This window comes from Streptomyces sp. NPDC021100 (assembly GCF_044333095.1).
Taxonomy (GTDB): domain Bacteria; phylum Actinomycetota; class Actinomycetes; order Streptomycetales; family Streptomycetaceae; genus Streptomyces.
Genome location: NZ_JBIRQH010000007.1, coordinates 1 through 16,953 on the forward strand (window position 1 = coordinate 1; position 16,953 = coordinate 16,953).

Consider the following 16,953-nt stretch of genomic DNA (forward strand, 5'->3'; position numbering starts at 1 on the left):
AAGCGCCCTGCGGGCGCTGTCCTCAAGCGCCGGACGGGCTGATTCAGCCCGTCCGGCGCTTGAGGACAAGGGGGTCTGGGGCGCAGCCCCAGGAATCGGCGAAGGGGCGGGACCGGGGCGCCCCCACCGCCGTAGGCGGCAGGGGCGTCACCTGCCTACCGCCGGCCGGAGTACGAGGCGTGGTCCTCGTACGAGTCCGTGCCGGCGTACGGGGCCGGATCCGCCTGGCGCGGAGCGTCCTGGTGGCCTGGCCACCACGCCTTGTGGCCCAGCAGCGACGTGACCGTCGGCACGAGCAGCATGGCCATCACGAACGCGGTGAGCAGGATGCCGAAGGCGACCGCGAAGCCCATCTGCTGGAGCATGGAGTTCTCGGCGAGCAGCAGCACACCGAACGTACCGGCGAGGATGATCGCCGCGGAGGCGACCGTCGGGGCCGACTGGGCGACCGCGGTGCGGATGGCCTCGCGTGGGGCCACGCCCTTGCGGACCTCCTCGCGGAGACGGGCGACCATGAGGATGTTGTAGTCCGTGCCGATCGCCACCACGAAGAGGTAGATGATGATCGGCAGCATGAACAGCATGCCGTCCTCGCCCTTGAGGTCCTGGAAGAGCCAGACCGTGGAGCCGAGGGTGGCGCCGAAGCCGAGGGCGACGGCGATCATCAGGTAGAGCGGGGCGACCAGGCTGCGCAGCAGCAGGCCGAGGATCAGCATGATCGCGAGGCCGGCGACCGGGAAGACGACCTTGTAGTCGTGCTGGACGGCGTTCTCGATGTCGGTGAGGACCGCCGAGGTGCCGCCCACCAGTGCCTCGCTGCCCTTGGGGGCCGCCTGGTGCGCCGTGTCGCGCAGTTCGCCGCCGACGAGCTTGATGGCCTCGTCGTGGTTGGGCTTGGCCTTGGTGACCACGCTGAACTGGGCGACGGATCCGTCCTTGCTGGGGAGGGCCGGGCTGACCGTGGCCACGCCCTTGACGGCCGCGAGCTTGCCGCGGAACGCGTCCAGTTCGCCCTTGTCGAGCCGCGCCCCGTCCTTGGCCTTGACGAACACCATGGCCGGGTCGGCCTGGCCGGCGGAGAAGCCCTTCTGGAGGTCCTTCATCGCCTGGACGGACTCCAGCTTGTCGGGCAGCTGGCTGTCCATGTCCCACTGCGACTTGAAGCCGAAGGCGCCGATCGCCAGGACGGCGAGCACCACGGTGGACAGCGCCGCCACGATGCCGGGGCGCCGGGAGACCAGGCCGCCGACCGCGTTGGCCGTGCGGTTCTTCGGGGTCTTCTTCCAGGCCTTGGAGGGCCAGAACGCCTTGGTGCCGAGCAGCGAGAAGACGGCGGGGACCAGCGTCAGGGCGGCGATCAGGGTCACGCCGACGGCGATCGCCAGGGACGGGCCCAGGGCCTTCATCATGCCCATCGTGGACAGCAGCAGGGCCAGGAAGGAGGCGATGACCGCGCCGGCGGCGGAGGCGATGGTCTCGCCCACCCGCGCGACGGCCTCGGCCAGGGCCGCCTTGGGCTCCTCACCCTTGCGCAGCAGCTCGCGGTAGCGGAACAGCAGGAAGAGGATGTAGTCGGTGCCCACGCCGAAGAGCACCACGATGAGGATCGGGGTGACGCTGGCGTCGGCCTTCAGCCCGCCGACGTCGGCCGCGGTGCCGATGAGGCCGTTGGCCACCGAGGTGACGAGCAGGATGATGAGGACCGGCAGGACGGCGATGAGCGGGCTGCGGAAGATGGCCAACAGCAGCACGATGATGAGGACCAGCGTGGCCATCATGATCATGCCGTCGGTGTCGCCGGACTGCTCCTTGGAGTCGAGGTTGGACGCCGCCGAGCCGGTGACGCCCAGCTGCAACTGGGTGCCCTTCAGCAGGGGTTTGGCGTCCTTGCGGAGGGACTTGACCGACTGCATGACGGTGTCGTCCGACCAGTTCTTCTCGCCGGAGTAGATGTTGGCCAGGGCTATCTCGCCGTTGGGCGAGACCGCTTCCGGCCCCGTCGTCACCTTGGTTATCTTCTTGTAGTGCTTGTCCTGGAGGGCGGCGGCGACCTTCGCCACGTCCCGCTTGTCCTGGGCGGTGAGCTTCCCCCCGTCGGACCGCTTGAAGACGCCTACGGCCGCGGCCTGTTCGTCCTGGGGGAACGCCTTCTCCTGGATCTTGCCCGCCTGCACGGACTCGTAGTGGGACGGAAGGAACTCCGCCTGGTCCGTGGTGGACTTCAGGCCCGGCGCCAGGACACCGAGGGCCACGGCTGCCACGACCCAGGCCAGGATCGTGAGCCAGGGCCGGTGGACGGCGAACCGTCCGACTCGTCGGAACATGGTGTGGAGCTCCCCCTTGGAATTACGTGGATCTACGGCAACACTGAGTGGATACTGAGTGGGCGGTGCAAGGATTCGGCGCGGCCCGGCGGAGGGTACAGATGTCCGAACGGGCATCCCTACGCTAGAGACGCTCTTTATCCGGGTCCAACGATTACTCGAGGATTAGGGGAAAATCGGTCCTGGGGTGGGGGCATCTCCTCCCCTCGGAGGAGAGACGTCTCAACCCTGGGGTAGAGATCACCTGCCGAACGTCTCCACCCGGATTACGCTGCACCCATGGCGATCACGTCGATGGAAGCGTCCTCCGGCCCGCTGGGACCGGAGCACTACGCGGCCCGGATGGAGCGCGCGGCCCGCTCCGCCGCCCAGGCCGGCATGGCCGGACTGATCATCGCGCCCGGCCCCGACCTGGCCTGGCTCTGCGGCTACCGGCCGCCCGTCACCGAACGCCTCACCGCGCTGATGGTGACCCCGGGCCGCAGGCCGCTGCTGCTCGTCCCCGAGCTGGAGCGGCCCGACGCCGAAAGGGCGCCCGGCGCCCAGGCATTGACCGTCGCCGGCTGGCGGGACGCCGAGAATCCGTACGACGCGCTCGCCGGGCACCTCGAACCGCAGGGCCGCTACGGGGTGTCCGACAACACCTGGGCGCTGCACCTGCTGGCCTTCCAGCGGCTGCGCCCCGGCGGGGCGCACGCCGCGCTGACCGAGGCGCTGCCGATGCTGCGCGCGGTCAAGGACGCGTACGAGGTCGAGCGGCTCGCGGCGGCGGGCGCGGCGGCCGACGCCACGTACGAGGAGATCGTCCGGCTGCCGTTCGCCGGGCGACGGGAGCGCGAGGTGGCCGCCGACCTGGACCGGCTGCTGCGCGAGCACGGCCATCAGCAGGTGGACTTCACCATCGTCGGCTCGGGGCCCAACGGCGCCAACCCGCACCACGAGGCGGGGGACCGGACGATCCGGGACGGCGACATGGTCGTCATGGACTTCGGCGGCCTGATGGACGGTTACGGCTCCGACACCACCCGTACGGTGCACGTCGGGGAGCCGGGCGCCGAGGAGCGCAAGGTCCACGACCTGGTCCGGGAGGCGCAGCAGGCCGCGTTCGAGGCCGTCCGGCCGGGGGCCGCCTGCCAGGACGTCGACCGGGCCGCCCGCCAGGTGATCGCGCGCAACGGGTACGGCGAGTACTTCGTCCACCGTACGGGTCACGGGATCGGCGTCACCACGCACGAGCCGCCGTACATGGTCGAGGGCGAGCACCTGACGCTGGTGCCGGGGATGTGCTTCTCGATCGAGCCCGGAATCTATCTGCCGGGCCGGTTCGGGGTGCGGATCGAGGACATCGTGGTCTGCACGGAGGACGGCGGGCGGCGGCTGAACACGACGGGCCGGGAGCTGCTCGTCGTGTCGTGACGGCGGTCCTACGGGCGGGTCCGGCGCGGCTCCCGTGCCGTCCGGGGCCCGCCGGGCTCGCCCTCCGACGTCCGGTCGCCGTGGCGCGGCGCCGGGGCCGTGATCACCACCCAGGCCACCGCCGAGGCGGCCAGCATGATCACCGAGGCCACGGCCAGCCCGACGTGGAAGCCGTGCACCACCCCGTCCTTGACGATCGCCGAGCGCGCCACCGGAGTCACCGGCCCGGTGGCCGCCGCCGACTTCAGATGCGCGGCGATGTACGTGCCGGCGGTGGAGGTGGCGATGGTGTTGAGCAGCGCGGTGCCGATCGAACCGCCCACCTGCTGACAGGTGTTGACGGTGGCGGAGGTGACGCCGGAGTCGTTCGGGTCGACGCCCTTCGTCGCGGTGTCCATCACCGCCACGAAGATCAGGCCCATGCCCAGGCCGAACAGGATCGTCGACGGCAGGACGTGCACCGCGTAGTCCGCCTTCACCGGCAGGAACGTCAGCAGGAACAGGGCGACGGCCGCCAGCAGCGTCCCCGGCGCGATCAGCAGCCGCGGCGGCAGCCGGTGCAGCAGCCGGGACGCGATCTGGGTGCTGGTGACGATGATCGTGGCGGACATCGGCAGGAACGCCAGACCGGCCTGGACCGGCCGGTAGCCGAGGACCAGCTGGAAGTAGTACGTCATGTACAGGAACATCCCGAACATGGCGATCACGGCCAGGCCCAGCGTCAGGAACGCGCCCGCCCGGTTGCGGTCGCGGACGATGCGCGGCGGCAGCAGCGGGCTGCCGGCCCGGGTCTGCCACCAGCCGAACAGCGCCAGCAGTGCCACGCCGACGACGAGCAGGGTGAGCACCCGGGGGCTGTCCCAGCCGCGCGGTTCGGCCTCGCTGCATCCGTAGACGACGGCGACCAGGCCCGTACAGGCCAGGACGACGCCGGGCAGGTCCAGCCGGGTGCGCCGCTCGGGGCGGTGGTCGTGCAGGGCCCACAGGCCGCCGGCGAAGGCGATGAGGGCGATCGGGGCGTTGACGTACATGCACCAGCGCCAGTCCAGGTACTCGGTGAGCAGACCGCCCGCGAGCAGTCCGACGGCCGAGCCCGCGCCCGCGATGCCGCTGTACACGCCGAACGCCTTGCCGCGCTCGCGCGGGTCCGTGAACGTCGTCGTCAGCAGGGAGAGTGCGGAGGGCGCCAGCAGGGCGGCGAACACGCCCTGCAGCGCCCGCGCGCCGAAGAGCTGCCAGTCCGTCCGCGCGGCGCCGCCCAGCGCCGAGGCGACGGCGAAGCCGATCAGGCCCGCGAGGAAGGTCCGCTTCCGGCCGACCAGGTCCGCGATCCGGCCGCCGAGCAGCAGCAGCCCGCCGAACGCCAGGGTGTACGCGGTGATCACCCACTGCCGGTTGGTGTCCGACATCGACAGGTCGCGCTGGGCGGACGGCAGGGCGATGTTCACGATCGTCGCGTCGAGGACGACCATCAGCTGGGCGAGGCCGATGAACACCAGTCCCCACCAGCGGCGGGGGTCGGCGGTGGTGGCGGTGGCGGGGGTCGGATCGGACGTGGGGCTCATCGCGGAACCTCGCAGCCATGGGGTGCAGAAGCTCTCGGATCAGCCTAGGCGTGATGGGTGACGGCCGCCTCTTGGGTCACATGAGCCCCAAGGGCTCCGGCGGTCGTCGGCTTCCCGGCGGTCGTCGGTCTCCGTCCGCCGTCGGGTTTCCGCTCGCCGTCGGGTTTCCGTCCGCCGTCGGGGCCCCGGCGGCAGTCGGCTCCACGGCGGTCCTCACACACGTGGGAAGCGGCTCTGCAGGGTCCAGACGACCGGGTTGTCCGCCAGGCCCTCGTGCATGTCGGAGAGGTCGGCGATCAGGTCGTGCAGGAAGTCCCGGGCCTCCCGGCGGAGCGCCCGGTGGTCGAGGACGAGCGGGGGTTCGTCGGCGGGGACCCAGTCCGCGGTGACCTCCACCCAGCCGAAGCGGCGCTCGAAGAGCAGGCGGTCGCTGGACTCGGTGAAGTCCAGCTCGGCGTACTGCGGGGCGGCCGACCGGGAGCCGCGCGGGTCGCGGTCCAGTTCCTCGACGATGTCGCACAGCGCCCAGGCGAAGTCCAGCACCGGCACCCATCCCCAGGCTGTGGACAGCTCCCGGTCTTCCTTGGTGTCGGCGAGGTAGACGTCGCCGCAGAAGAGGTCGTGCCGCAGGGCCCGGACGTCGGCGGTGCGGTAGTCCGTCTGCGGCGGGTCCGGGAAGCGGCGGGAGAGCGAGTAGCCGAGGTCGATCACGTCCCCGATGGTGTCACGACGCCCGTGCCCCCGGCGCGGCGGCCGGGGGCACGGGCTGCGGTCCCTGGGAGACCCTGCGAAGGGGCGGGGCTACTTGACGTTGATGGCGGACCAGGCCGCCGCCACCGCCTTGTACTCCGCGCTGTTGTTGCCGTAGAGCGACGCGGCGGCGTTCAGGGTGCCGGTGCGCGCCTTGGCGTAGTTGGTGTTCGAGGTGAACTGCGTGGTCAGCGCCTTGTACCAGATCTTCTGGGCCTTGTCCCGGCCGATGCCGGTGACCTTGGACCCGTCGGCGGTCGGGCTGTCGTAGTTCACGCCGTTGATCGTCTTCTTCCCGCTGCCCTCGGAGAGCAGGTAGAAGAAGTGGTTGGCCGGGCCGGACGAGTAGTGGACGTCCACGCCGCCGATGCCGGAGTACCAGCTGTCCTTGGACCGGCCGTCCTTGCTCGGCTTGTCCATGTAGCGCAGCGGCTTGCCGTCGCCGTTGATGTTGATCTTCTCGCCGATGAGGTAGTCGCCCACGTCGGTCTTGTTGTTGGCGTAGAACTCGACGGCGGTGCCGAAGATGTCGCTGGTCGCCTCGTTGAGGCCGCCGGACTCGCCGCTGTACACGAGCTTGGCCGTGGCGGCGGTGACGCCGTGGCTCATCTCGTGGGCCGCCACGTCGAGGGCGGTGAGCGGGTTCTTGTTGTTCTGGCCGTCGCCGTAGGTCATGCAGAAGCAGGAGTCGGACCAGAAGGCGTTCACATAGCTGTTGCCGTAGTGGACGCGGGAGTAGGCGGCCTTGCCGTCGTTGCGGATGCCGTTGCGGCCGAAGACGTTCTTGTAGAAGTCCCAGGTCACGGCCGCGCCGTAGTGCGCGTCGACGCCGGCCGTCTGCCGGCCGCCGCCCCAGGTGTCGGTGCTGTTGGTGAACAGCGAACCGGTGCCGGACGTCCCCTGGTTGAGGTCGTACGTCTTGTGGCCGCCGCGCGCGCCGTCGACGAGCTGGTACTGCGAGCCCGACTTGGTGGTGGTCAGCGGGACGGTGCCGCTGTAGGTGCTGGTGCCGGTGCCGGTCTCGATGGCCTCGTACTGGTACAGCTTCTTGCCGGACGCCGCGTCGGTGATCACGTGCAGCTCGCTCGGAGTGCCGTCCTTCTGCACGCCCGTGACCACGGTCTCGTACGCCAGGACCGGCTTGCCCTGCGCGGCCCAGACGACCTTGCGCGGGGCCTGGCCGGCCGTCTTGGCGGTCTTCTGGTCGGCGGCGGCGCTCAGCGCCGACTTCTTCGCCTCGGCCGGGGCCAGGGAGGGGCTGGTCGAGGGCACGGCTATGGCCGCGTCGTTCGCCTTGGTGACCTCGCGCCCGCCCTTCGCGCCCTTTCCTTCGTGGACGATCAAGTCCCCGCCGAGCACGGGCAGCCCGTCGTAGGTGCGCTCGTAGCGCGTGTGGACGGTGCCGTCGGCGTCCTTGACGACGTCGCGGACGATCAGTTTCTCCTTGCCGCCCAGGCCGATCTTGGCGGCGGTCGCCGACGCGCCGCTCTGGGCCTCCTGGAGGGCGGCGGTGCGCTGGCTCGCGGAGAGCGTCAGTGGCAGCCCTCCGCTGTCACGGTCACCCGAGGCGCTCGCGCTGCCCGTCTGCACGCCGACGACGACCATCGCCGCGGAGGCGACGAGGGCGGCGGCACGCAGGGCCGTGGTGCGGGGGGTGGCGGTGAGTCTCAACTCTGTCTCCTCTGAGGGGGGTTACGGGCGGCCCGGGGTCTGAGCGGCCCGCTGGTGATGAGAGGTGCAGGAGCGAATGGAGGAGAGCGTGCCAGCAACTGACCGTTTTTGACAGGGGCGCAACAAGGATGTGATCTGCTGTTATCTAAAAGGGGTCAGTTCCGGTCGGAGTTGAGGTTTCAGGTTTAGGAAAGCAGAGTTGGGGCTGTAGTGACGCGTGTGACAGTTGGGACGCGTAGCGAAGCCCTGTCAGGGCAGGGGAGTTCGAGGGGATTCGTCCCCCGGGGCGGACGGCGTCGCCGGGACGCCTCGCGCGGCGCCCGGGCATGCCGGACCGAGGAGGCGGAGTGCAGGTCAGGACCTACGCGGAGGGGTGTGTTCCGGCGGAGTTGGCCGCCCGGGCGGACGCGTTGCGCGCCCAGGTGTGGGCCGGCGGCGGCCCGCCCGACCCCGCGCTGCGCCCGGTCGCGATGCTCCTCGTCTCACCGGAGGGCGAGGTGGCGGCGGCGCTGGACGTGCTGACGAAGGAGATCGAGCACGCGGGCGCGCGCTACCGCGCCGCCGGGCTGAGCGCGGTCGTCACCGACCGGGCCCGGCGGGGCCGCGGCCACGGGCGGCGGCTGGTGGCCGCCGCGCGGGAGTGGATCGCCGCGGACGGGGCGGACGTCGGCCTGTTCACCTGCGACCGGCCCCTGCGGCCCTTCTACGAGAGCGCGGGCTGGGAGGCACTGGAGGGCACCGTCCTCGTCGGCGGGACACCGGGTGATCCGCTCCCGAGCGACGGTCCGGGATTCGACAAAGTCACCATGGCCGGATTCTTCTCCGCCCGGGCGCGACGGGCGGCGGGGTCGTTCCGGGGGTGCCGCGTCGGGCTCTACCCCGGGGAGATCGACCGGCTGTGGTGAGGGGTGCGCGGAGCGTGGCGCGGGGGCGTGCGCGGCGCCGGACGGGCCGGCACCGCCCGCCCGGCGCGACGGGACCCCGCGCGGCGGCGACGCCACGCGGGGTCTGAGGACGAGGGGCCGGGGATCGGGGGCCGGAGTACCGCTGGCGGCCGGCCGCCGGTGCCGCTTACGGCCGTAGGCCGTTCCCTGGACGATGCCGGTGGTCGGCGTCGTCCACGTCGGCCGGCCGGCGCGGCGTCACGGCTGCCGCCCGTGGCGCGTCACGGCCACGGGACGACGCCGCGGTACGGCCACGGGCCGACGCCGCGTCAGGGCTGCCCGTCAGTGGGCGGCCGGTTGCCGAGCTGCTCGTCGATCTTCCGCTGGGCGGCGTCGACCTGGCTCTGGTACTTGTTCCCGGTCCGTTCGTCGAAGGCGTCACCGGCCTTCTCGACACCCTGCCGGGCGGTGTCCTCGTGGCCCTTGAGCAGGCCCTTGAGCTTGTCGAGCATGGACATGGGCGTCCTCCTTACGCATGCCTGACCCACCCAGCATCACCGCATTCGTCCCGGTCCGCACTCCGGCGGCGGAGGTGTGTGCCGTACCGGTCAGCGCCCGCCCCAGGGCACGTCACCCGCCCGGTCCTCGGGTCCGATCGTCGGGTCGAGGAGCGAGTCGTACGACCCCGTCCCCCGGCAGTGCCGGCACTGGCCCGTGCGGTGCACGGTGTCGGCCGGGCCGCGGAACGGGTCGGGGCCGGGGTTGTGGGCCAGCACGCGGGGTACGAAGCCGGAGCCCTGGCACCAGTGGCAGACGGGGTGCGGACGGTGTTCGTCCGCGTCGCCGTCGCCGGGCTCGGGGGCGGGCTCCTGGGGTTCGTCGCTGTCGGCCATCGCTGACGATGATGCCGCCCGGCGGCCCGGCCGTCCCCGGAAAGGGACGGGCTTCATCCGTACGGGGCCGGGCCTTCCCGCGGGCTCTGGCCCCTTGTCGTCGTCCCGCCATCGGTGCGGACGGGACCGGCCGCAGTCGACCGCCCGGCACGCGAAGTGACGGAGTGTGTGCCGAACTCGCCCTCCCCGCAGCCCCATTGCTCCCCCAGGAGTACACCCCTCCGACGTGCGTCCCCGGGGAGTACGGCCGGTCGGCCCTGCGGCGGACGCGTCCGTCCGTGCGGCGCGGAAGTCTGATCGTGGCGGTGACCGGCACCGCGCGAGGCGCCCGGGCCGGGGCGGAAGGGGCGGGACGTGAGGGGACCGAAAGGGAGGAGCGGCGGGGACGGTGTGGAGCGGACGGGCGGGCGGAGGAAGTGGCTGCCCTGGGCCGTGATCGCCCTGTGGGCCGCGCTGCTCGCCGTCGCCGCGCCGTTCGAGGGGCGGCTGGGCGGGGTGACGCGGGACGCCGTCGTCGACTACCTGCCCGCCGGCGCGGAGGCGACGCGGGTGGAGGAGCCGGCCCGGCACCTGCCCCGGCGGCGGCACCGCCGACGCCCTCCTCGTCCTGTGCTGGGACGGCGGACTCACCTAGGCGGACGGGCGGTTCGAGCGCGAGCGGGTGCGGCGGATCGCCGAGCGGCGCCCGCTGCGGGACGCCCGTCCGCCGCGCGGCGAGTCCGAGGACCGCGCCACGTCCCTGACCGCCTTGGCGCTCACCGGACTGCCGGACACCGCCGAACAGGCCGACGCCGTCGACGACCTGCTGCGGACGGTGCGCGGGGCGCCCGCGGGCCTTGGCGCGCTGTCACCCCTCGGTCTGAGCGGGGAGCGCGTCCTCGACATCCGGCGGCGATGTTTTCCTCGGGATTTTTCCGGGAGCAGGAAACCCTGTCCATGGGGTTCCGGAGCGTTCCGCGGCTTTGTGGAGTCAGGGACGGCGGTTGTACTCGGCCATGGCGGTCTTCGAGGTGGACGTGTCCTTGAACGTCAGCTCCCACGGGCCGGTGTTCACATCGAAGTCCTTGCCGAAGCCGACCCACTTCCCGGTCATCTTCCGTCCGGTGGGTTCGATCAGTAGCTGCAACGCCCCGTGGTAGACCGCCCCGGCGTAGTAGCCGCTCTGGGCTGTCTCCTCCCGCCACGTCCCGGTGACGACATTGCCGTCTACGGTCAGGTCCATGGTCAGCGGGGAGTCGGGGTTGGATGAACCTTCCGGCAGTGAGCGTACGGTCAGCTTGTTGCCGTGCTGGAGGACGACGACGAAGTGCCGGCCGGTGAAGTCGGCCCCCCGGCCGGACGAGTGGTACTCGTATCGGGAGAGCCAGATACCCGACAGGGTCCCGTGGTTGCTTTGCCTGGGCATGGGGGCAGTGCCTTCCGGGGCTGTTGCGGCTCCCACCTCTACCACCTCTCCTTGCACCGGTCCGTGGCCATTCGTCACGGCCGGATGTTTTGATCGAGCGTTTGGCACCGGTAGGGCGAACCCCAGGGCTTCGATCGGCAATCCGGTCACTCGTTCCAGGGGCCTGACGTAGACCGGCCGGGGCATTCCGACCACTCCCGACTCCCACCGCTGAACGTTGCGCTTTGCGCACTCATTTGGTTGCCCGATCTCCTGACCGGCCTCACGTATGGCTCGGGCGAGATCATCTTGGGACATACGCAGGCTGACTCTGACAGCGCGAAGGATCGTGTTCGGTCCGGCCACGTTTCGACGGTAGGCCCGGAGGCGACAGCCCGTCACGGGTTTTGACCGAGGAATGACGCCGATATGACGCCTTGACGGTCGCCGCGCCACTACACGAGCCGCCGGTAGACCTGTCTCGGAGGGCGGCGACCGGGCCGCCGAGCGCAGTGCACCACTCCACAACAGGAGGACAGCACCATGCCAACAGCAGTGCGGACACGTGACCCACGAACGTTCATGGCCCCCGAGGTCTGGGAGCGCCAGGTACGGCTGATCATGCGTGACCACGGTGTGGAGCGCGGGCTCGCCGAGCGCACCCTCGGCCAGACCGTGGCCTTCCTCGTCACTTCTGCCGAAAGGCCGGAGGTGGAGATGGCCCCCGCGCCGCGCGTGGACCTTGGCGTCCACTCGTTCGTGCTGGACACGGTCAACTACACGGACTTCTGCCGCACGGCTGCGGGACGGTACGTTCACCACGTCCCCCGCCTGCCGGAAGGGGGGAGCGAGCCGCCCTCGCTGAAGGCCACCGTACGGGCCGTCAAGGCAGCGGGTTTCGCCGTCGACCACGAGTTGTGGAACGCCACGGAGGCCGATTGCTCGCAGTGCCACGCCGGGTGCACCGACAGCCCGGCCGGCGGCAAGTAGCAGCGAGGTTCGACGGGTGGCTTCTCCGGCTCGGAGGAGCCACCACGCGTGAAAGGAACGGCATGGAAGCAGCCACCGCGGCGTGGGAACGCTACGCGGCCGGCCGGACACCACGCAGGGACCGCAACGCCGCCGGAGCGACCACGTGGTTGAACTGGACCCAGTACGCCGACCACGGCCCCGATGAATCACTGATCGGCAGTGTCCGAGGGCGTCACGTGCTGGAACTCGGGAGCGGTACCGGCTGCAACCTCGCCCACCTGGCGACACTCGGTGCCCAATGCGTCGGCGTCGACATCGCCCCGACGCAACGCGTCAAAGCGGAGGCCCGATGGGGTCACCTTCCCCATCTCTCCTTCCGGACGGCGGAGGCGACGGACTTCCTGGCCGCCCATCCCGGCAGCTTCGACGTCGTTCTGTCGATCTTCGGCCCTGCCTGGTTCACCGAGCCGGCGACGCTTCTTCCGCTGGTGCGACGCACTCTGACCACTGGTGGAGTGTTCGTCTTCTCGCACAAGCCACCGCAACTCGATCCGCGACCGGGAGAACCTCTCCGAGAAGCGCGTGCGGTGTCGCGCTGGGACCTTTCCCCCCGCGAGTGGACGTCCTTGTTGGCGTCGGCCGGCTTCACCGACATCACCGCGGAGGTCGTCGATCCACCGGAGGGCAGGCGGGAAGGGACGTTGGTGGTGCGGGCCGAGGTGTGAGGGGAACGGCCTGCACGCCTGCCGGGCAAACCAATCCCCGGCCGGGAAAGGACGAAGCCCGAGTGACCGGGGAGAGATGGCGCAGGCCGCCTGGAGTGCCGCTGACCCGTGCAGGAAGGAGACCCCCCGAGAAAAGTCGGGGGGTCTCCTTGTCGACCAGGGTTCACCGTGCTGACCCCGTGCCGAGCCGGCACCGGTCGGCACTGCGTTTCCACAGGCCAGGCCGTCAGCCTCAGACGTTGACGCCGAAGTCCTGGGCGATGCCCTGGAGGCCGGACGCGTAACCCTGGCCGACCGCGCGGAACTTCCACTCGGCGCCGTTGCGGTAGAGCTCGCCGAAGACCATGGCCGTCTCGGTGGCCGCGTCCTCGCTCAGGTCGTAGCGGGCGATCTCGGCGCCGCCGGCCTGGTTGACGATGCGGATGTAGGCGTTGCGCACCTGGCCGAAGTTCTGCGAGCGCGCGGTGGCGTCGTAGATGGAGACCGGGAACACGATCTTGTCGACGTCGGCCGGGAGGGCGGCGAGGTTGACGTTGATCTGCTCGTCGTCGCCGTCGCCCTGACCGGTGGTGTTGTCACCGGTGTGCACGATGGTCTGGTCCGGCGTCTGCTTGTTGTTGAAGAAGACGAAGTGGGCGTCCGAGTAGACCTTGCCGCCGGGGTTCACCGCAATCGCGCTCGCGTCGAGGTCGAAGTCCGTGCCCGTGGTGGTGCGGACGTCCCAGCCGAGGCCGACGGTGACGGCGGTCAGGCCCGGGGCCTCCTTGGTGAGGGAGACGTTGCCGCCCTTGGACAGGCTTACAGGCATGGGGGTGATCCCTTTCTTGTCGACTCGCGGACCGGGTGCTGCTGCCACACGGTCCCGTCACCCGGGATAACGCCGACTATGGGGGGCGGGGTTCCATCCCTCTTTACTTTCTTTACCACTTTCTGATGGCCGGTCGGGGACGGCGGCCCCGCGGCCCCGGCGCGGAGTGGGGCATAACGAGGTGACGCGGGCGGACCGGACGGGGGACCATGGGGGGCATGTCCGGTCCCTACGTCATCCGCGGTGCCGTCAGCCTGCCCGAGGCGGAGCTCGTCTGGCGCTTCTCGCGCTCCTCCGGGCCGGGCGGGCAGCACGTCAACACCAGCGACAGCCAGGTGGAGCTGCGCTTCGACCTCGCCGCCACCGACTCGCTGCCCGCCGTGTGGAAGGAGCGCGCCCTGGAGCGGCTCGCGGGCCGGCTGGTGGGCGGGGTGGTGACCGTACGGGCGTCGGAGCACCGTTCGCAGTGGCGCAACCGGGAGGCGGCGGCCGTCCGGCTGGCCGCGCTGCTGGCCGAGGCCACCGCGCCGCCGCCGAAGCCGCGGAAGCCGACGCGCATACCGCGCGGCATCAACGAGCGGCGGCTGCGGGAGAAGAAGCAGCGCGCGGAGACGAAGCGGGGGCGCTCCGCGCGGGACTGGAACTGACGTCCGCGCCGGGTGCGACCCGGCGCGCGTTCACGACAGGTGCCGGTACCGCCCCTTGAAGTACGTCAGCGGGCCGCTCTCCGTCGTCGAGGCGGCGGCCTTCAGGACGCGGCCGATGAAGAGGGTGTGGTCGCCCGCGACAACTCGCTGTTCCGTCCGGCACTCCAGCACCGCGAGGGCGCCCCGGACGAGCGGGGAGCCGGAGAGCTCGCCGCGGTCGTGCGGGAGGTCCTCGAAGAGGAGCCGGTCGCTGACCCGTCCCTTCATCGCGAACCGTCCGGCGACCTGCCGCTGGCTCTCGGCGAGCAGGGAGACCGCCCAGAGGGGCTGCCGGGCGAGCAGATCCTCCATCCGGGAGTCGTTGCGAACGCTCACCATCACGAGGGGTGGATCCAGGGATACGGAGAGGAACGCCGTCGCCGTCATGCCGACGTCCTCGCCGCGGGGGCCGTCGTCGGGATCGTGCGCGGTCACCAGGACCACGCCCGCCGCCAGGCGGGCGAGGGCGGCGCGGAATTCCTCGGCGGTCACACCGTCAGCATGCGGTATGCGGGCCTCGGTGGGCGAAGTCGTCTGCAACACACGACGCACGCTAGCCGCCCGTGACGAACCGCTGCATCGGGCTGCGGTACCAGGACCGTCCTGGTATTGCGGACTAGGCCTTCGGGCGGCCCCGGGATGTCCCGGGCGGTTTTCCGTCCCGCCATTCGGTCGCCTGTTCGTACCGCCCCTGACCTCGCCGATCTCCTCGTAAAGTCCCGGAATAGCCGCCGAAAAACGCGGCAGGCTCTGCCTTATTTGCGGACCAGAACCGTAGGACGACTGCGAACACAAGGTAAGGGGCGTCGTTACGCACTGTGACATGAGTCACAGAAGGCCCTATTTGTTGACCCTGTGTACCGAGTTGTCAGCTCCCTGTGATTCAGTGGCCGTGTAATCGGACGACAAGAAAATCTGGAGAGTCGCTGTCGAGGTCTCGGGGGAGAGCGAGCTATGGACACCGAGTCGGAGCCGTATGTGCGTCTGACGACCCTGCGGCAGGTTCACCAGGCGGTGGCGAATCTGAACACCGCCCGCAGCCTCGCGGATACCTTGCAGACCGTCGCGGAGGGCGTGGTGAACGGGCTCGGCTACGAGCTCGCGGCGGTCAACCTGGTCCGCCCGGACGGTGACCTCGTGGTCGCCGCCGTCGCCGGGAGCGCGAGTGCCGAGGCGTTCCTGTCCGGCCGGGTCGGTTCGCGGGTGTCCTGGGAACGCCGGCTCAGCATGGGCGAGCGCTGGGGCGAGCTGCGCTTCATCCCGTACACCGAGGGCTGGGTCCTCGACGACGACGACGTCCCGCAATGGCGCACCACCGGCCCCGCCCCGCGCTTCCCCGACGAGTGGCACCCCATGGACCGCCTCCTCGCGCCCATGCACTCGGCCGGCTCGGGCGGCGGCGAGCTGCTCGGTGTGATCTCCGTCGACCGCCCGCGCAACGGCCGCCGCCCCGGCGCCTGGGGCCGGGAAGCACTCCAGATGTACGCGTTCCAGTCCGCGATCGCGATCAGCAACGCCAAGCTGCGCGCCAACATGCAGCGCGCCCTCGTCCGCCTGGAACGCGAGCAGCAGGCGCTCCGCGCCAGCGAGGAGAGCTTCCGGCAGGCGTTCGAGTACGCGCCCAGCGGGATGGCCATCGCCGAGCTCGGCGGCGACCAGCACGGGCGGCTCCACCGCGCCAACGACGCCCTCTGCCGGCTGCTCGGCCGGTCCGCCTCGCAGATGCGCCGCTACTCGTTCTCCGACCTGGTCCACCCCGAGGACATCGGCACCCTGCTGCGCACCTCCGCCGAGGGCGGCCGGGCCGAGCTGCGGCTGCGCCGCCGGGACGACACCTTCGTCTGGGTCTCGCTGCGCAACTCGGTGGTCGCCGACGCCGCCGAGGGCCCGCGCTACCTGCTCACCCACGTCGAGGACATCGAGGACCGCAAGCGGCACGAGCTCCAGCTCGCCCACCGCGCCAGCCACGACTCCCTCACCGGCCTCCCCAATAGCGCCGAGCTGCGCGCCCGGCTCAGCAGCCGGCTCTGCGCCCGCCCGCCCGGCAGCGAGCCGCAGCACGCCACGGCCGACCACGGCCCGTTCGGGCGGCTGGAGGGCTTCGACGAGGTCGTGGGCGTCGGGGACCCCTTCGGCGGCCCGTTCGGCGAGCCGCTGGGCATACCCGGCGGCATCCCGGGCGGCCCGGGAATCCCGGGCGGCATTCCGGGCAGCGACGGCGCGTACGGGCACGACCGCGCCCCGGACCCGCTCGCCGACGACCGGTCACCCGGCGGCTACCGCCCGGGCGACTACGCCGTGGGGGACTACGGCATGGCCGACTACCCGGCGGGGACGGGGGCGGGCGACTACGGAGCGGCCTACTCCGGCTCCGGCGGCTACGACCACCGCGACCACCACGTGCACACCGTCCCGCTCGACGAGGACAGCGACGAGAGCGAGAAGGGCCTCGCCGTCCTCTTCTGCGACCTGGACGGCTTCAAGTCGATCAACGACCGCTTCGGGCACCACACCGGCGACGCGGTCCTGATCGAGGTCGCCCGGCGGCTCAGCAGCGGCGTCCGCGACGGCGACACCGTGGCCCGGATGGGCGGCGACGAGTTCGTCGTCCTCGCCGACGGCCTCGGCCGCGCCGACGCGGAGGACCTGGCGGTCCGGCTGCGCAACGCGATCATCCCGCCCATCCGGGTCGACGGCCGGGCGGTGCGGGTGGGGGCGAGTTTCGGCATCGGCTGGGCGGGCTGCGGGATGTCCGCCGACGAGGTGCTGCGCTCCGCCGACCAGCGGATGTACGTCGAAAAGCGGTCCCGCGCCCGGACCGGCCGACGGGCCGGTTGACCGGCCGGTAGCCCCCGTGGCAGGGCGTGCCCCTTGC

At 71.2% G+C, this 16,953-nt stretch carries 14 protein-coding genes and 2 pseudogenes; 7 read left to right on the forward strand and 9 right to left on the reverse strand.

Annotated features, from left to right (window positions below; all coding sequences use genetic code 11):
- Window positions 1-155: 155 nt before the first annotated feature.
- Window positions 156-2,324: an MMPL family transporter gene (locus tag ACH4PU_RS15345; protein ID WP_398271572.1), complete on the reverse strand. Its 2,169-nt coding sequence runs from the start codon at window positions 2,322-2,324 to the stop codon at window positions 156-158.
- Between the two features lie 279 nt (window positions 2,325-2,603).
- Here ACH4PU_RS15345 and ACH4PU_RS15350 point away from each other — a divergent pair, with 279 nt between their 5' ends.
- The gene (locus tag ACH4PU_RS15350; protein ID WP_398271574.1) at window positions 2,604-3,740 is read left to right on the forward strand and encodes an aminopeptidase P family protein; all 1,137 of its coding nucleotides are present in this window, start codon (window positions 2,604-2,606) and stop codon (window positions 3,738-3,740) included.
- An 8-nt stretch (window positions 3,741-3,748) separates the two neighbouring features.
- On the opposite strand, the gene ACH4PU_RS15355 is transcribed toward ACH4PU_RS15350, so the two are convergent.
- The 3 genes from ACH4PU_RS15355 to ACH4PU_RS15365 form a co-directional block, all read right to left on the reverse strand.
- Window positions 3,749-5,305, reverse strand: a complete 1,557-nt coding sequence (locus ACH4PU_RS15355) for an MFS transporter (protein WP_398271576.1) — start codon at window positions 5,303-5,305, stop codon at window positions 3,749-3,751.
- A gap of 213 nt (window positions 5,306-5,518) precedes the next feature.
- The gene (locus ACH4PU_RS15360; RefSeq protein WP_004944011.1) at window positions 5,519-6,016 is read right to left on the reverse strand and encodes a hypothetical protein; all 498 of its coding nucleotides are present in this window, start codon (window positions 6,014-6,016) and stop codon (window positions 5,519-5,521) included.
- 90 nt (window positions 6,017-6,106) lie between these two features.
- Window positions 6,107-7,660 (reverse strand): M4 family metallopeptidase, encoded by a 1,554-nt coding sequence (locus tag ACH4PU_RS15365; RefSeq protein WP_398272143.1) that lies wholly within the window; start codon window positions 7,658-7,660, stop codon window positions 6,107-6,109.
- Window positions 7,661-8,073: 413 nt separating this feature from the next.
- Between ACH4PU_RS15365 and ACH4PU_RS15370 the strand changes: the two genes are divergently transcribed.
- Entirely contained in the window at window positions 8,074-8,631 is a 558-nt protein-coding gene (locus ACH4PU_RS15370) for a GNAT family N-acetyltransferase (protein WP_398271578.1), read from the forward strand.
- A 308-nt stretch (window positions 8,632-8,939) separates the two neighbouring features.
- On the opposite strand, the gene ACH4PU_RS15375 is transcribed toward ACH4PU_RS15370, so the two are convergent.
- The 3 genes from ACH4PU_RS15375 to ACH4PU_RS15385 all read right to left on the reverse strand — a co-directional run bounded on the left by ACH4PU_RS15375 (window position 8,940) and on the right by ACH4PU_RS15385 (window position 11,205).
- The gene (locus ACH4PU_RS15375; RefSeq protein ID WP_398271580.1) at window positions 8,940-9,128 is read right to left on the reverse strand and encodes an antitoxin; all 189 of its coding nucleotides are present in this window, start codon (window positions 9,126-9,128) and stop codon (window positions 8,940-8,942) included.
- Between the two features lie 90 nt (window positions 9,129-9,218).
- Window positions 9,219-9,503, reverse strand: coding sequence for a hypothetical protein (locus tag ACH4PU_RS15380; RefSeq protein WP_398271582.1), 285 nt, complete (start codon window positions 9,501-9,503; stop codon window positions 9,219-9,221).
- Between the two features lie 970 nt (window positions 9,504-10,473).
- A complete protein-coding gene (locus tag ACH4PU_RS15385) occupies window positions 10,474-11,205 on the reverse strand; it encodes an XRE family transcriptional regulator (RefSeq protein WP_398272144.1) in 732 nt (243 codons plus the stop codon).
- Between the two features lie 225 nt (window positions 11,206-11,430).
- Here ACH4PU_RS15385 and ACH4PU_RS15390 point away from each other — a divergent pair, with 225 nt between their 5' ends.
- Window positions 11,431-11,877 (forward strand): glycine-rich domain-containing protein, encoded by a 447-nt coding sequence (locus tag ACH4PU_RS15390; protein WP_398271584.1) that lies wholly within the window; start codon window positions 11,431-11,433, stop codon window positions 11,875-11,877.
- A 62-nt stretch (window positions 11,878-11,939) separates the two neighbouring features.
- The gene (locus ACH4PU_RS15395) at window positions 11,940-12,584 is read left to right on the forward strand and encodes a class I SAM-dependent methyltransferase (protein WP_398271586.1); all 645 of its coding nucleotides are present in this window, start codon (window positions 11,940-11,942) and stop codon (window positions 12,582-12,584) included.
- A 232-nt stretch (window positions 12,585-12,816) separates the two neighbouring features.
- Here ACH4PU_RS15395 and ACH4PU_RS15400 read toward each other — a convergent pair whose 3' ends face one another.
- Window positions 12,817-13,392 carry a TerD family protein gene (locus tag ACH4PU_RS15400; RefSeq protein WP_398271588.1) on the reverse strand — a complete coding sequence of 192 codons (576 nt, stop codon included), beginning with the start codon at window positions 13,390-13,392 and terminating at the stop codon, window positions 12,817-12,819.
- 209 nt (window positions 13,393-13,601) lie between these two features.
- Here ACH4PU_RS15400 and arfB point away from each other — a divergent pair, with 209 nt between their 5' ends.
- Window positions 13,602-14,039 (forward strand): alternative ribosome rescue aminoacyl-tRNA hydrolase ArfB, encoded by a 438-nt coding sequence (gene arfB / locus ACH4PU_RS15405; RefSeq protein ID WP_398271590.1) that lies wholly within the window; start codon window positions 13,602-13,604, stop codon window positions 14,037-14,039.
- A 30-nt stretch (window positions 14,040-14,069) separates the two neighbouring features.
- On the opposite strand, the gene ACH4PU_RS15410 is transcribed toward arfB, so the two are convergent.
- On the reverse strand, window positions 14,070-14,621 hold the full coding sequence (locus ACH4PU_RS15410) for a flavin reductase family protein (RefSeq protein WP_398271592.1): 552 nt from the start codon (window positions 14,619-14,621) through the stop codon (window positions 14,070-14,072).
- Between the two features lie 411 nt (window positions 14,622-15,032).
- Between ACH4PU_RS15410 and cdgB the strand changes: the two are divergent.
- Window positions 15,033-16,151, forward strand: a pseudogene (gene cdgB, locus ACH4PU_RS15415) (diguanylate cyclase CdgB); the annotation flags it as partial.
- A 135-nt stretch (window positions 16,152-16,286) separates the two neighbouring features.
- Window positions 16,287-16,916: pseudogene (locus ACH4PU_RS15420) on the forward strand (GGDEF domain-containing protein); the annotation flags it as partial.
- Between the last annotated feature and the right edge of the window lie 37 nt (window positions 16,917-16,953).

Excerpts from the sequence above, each read along its gene's own strand:
- ACH4PU_RS15345 (WP_398271572.1), bottom strand. The coding sequence starts at position 2,324 with ATGTTCCGACGAGTCGGACGGTTCGCCGTCCACCGGCCCTGGCTCACG.
- ACH4PU_RS15350 (WP_398271574.1), top strand. The coding sequence starts at position 2,604 with ATGGCGATCACGTCGATGGAAGCGTCCTCCGGCCCGCTGGGACCGGAG.
- ACH4PU_RS15355 (WP_398271576.1), bottom strand. The coding sequence starts at position 5,305 with ATGAGCCCCACGTCCGATCCGACCCCCGCCACCGCCACCACCGCCGAC.
- ACH4PU_RS15365 (WP_398272143.1), bottom strand. The coding sequence starts at position 7,660 with ATGGTCGTCGTCGGCGTGCAGACGGGCAGCGCGAGCGCCTCGGGTGAC.
- ACH4PU_RS15375 (WP_398271580.1), bottom strand. The coding sequence starts at position 9,128 with ATGTCCATGCTCGACAAGCTCAAGGGCCTGCTCAAGGGCCACGAGGAC.
- ACH4PU_RS15380 (WP_398271582.1), bottom strand. The coding sequence starts at position 9,503 with ATGGCCGACAGCGACGAACCCCAGGAGCCCGCCCCCGAGCCCGGCGAC.
- ACH4PU_RS15385 (WP_398272144.1), bottom strand. The coding sequence starts at position 11,205 with ATGTCCCAAGATGATCTCGCCCGAGCCATACGTGAGGCCGGTCAGGAG.
- ACH4PU_RS15390 (WP_398271584.1), top strand. The coding sequence starts at position 11,431 with ATGCCAACAGCAGTGCGGACACGTGACCCACGAACGTTCATGGCCCCC.
- ACH4PU_RS15395 (WP_398271586.1), top strand. The coding sequence starts at position 11,940 with ATGGAAGCAGCCACCGCGGCGTGGGAACGCTACGCGGCCGGCCGGACA.
- ACH4PU_RS15400 (WP_398271588.1), bottom strand. The coding sequence starts at position 13,392 with ATGCCTGTAAGCCTGTCCAAGGGCGGCAACGTCTCCCTCACCAAGGAG.
- arfB (WP_398271590.1), top strand. The coding sequence starts at position 13,602 with ATGGGGGGCATGTCCGGTCCCTACGTCATCCGCGGTGCCGTCAGCCTG.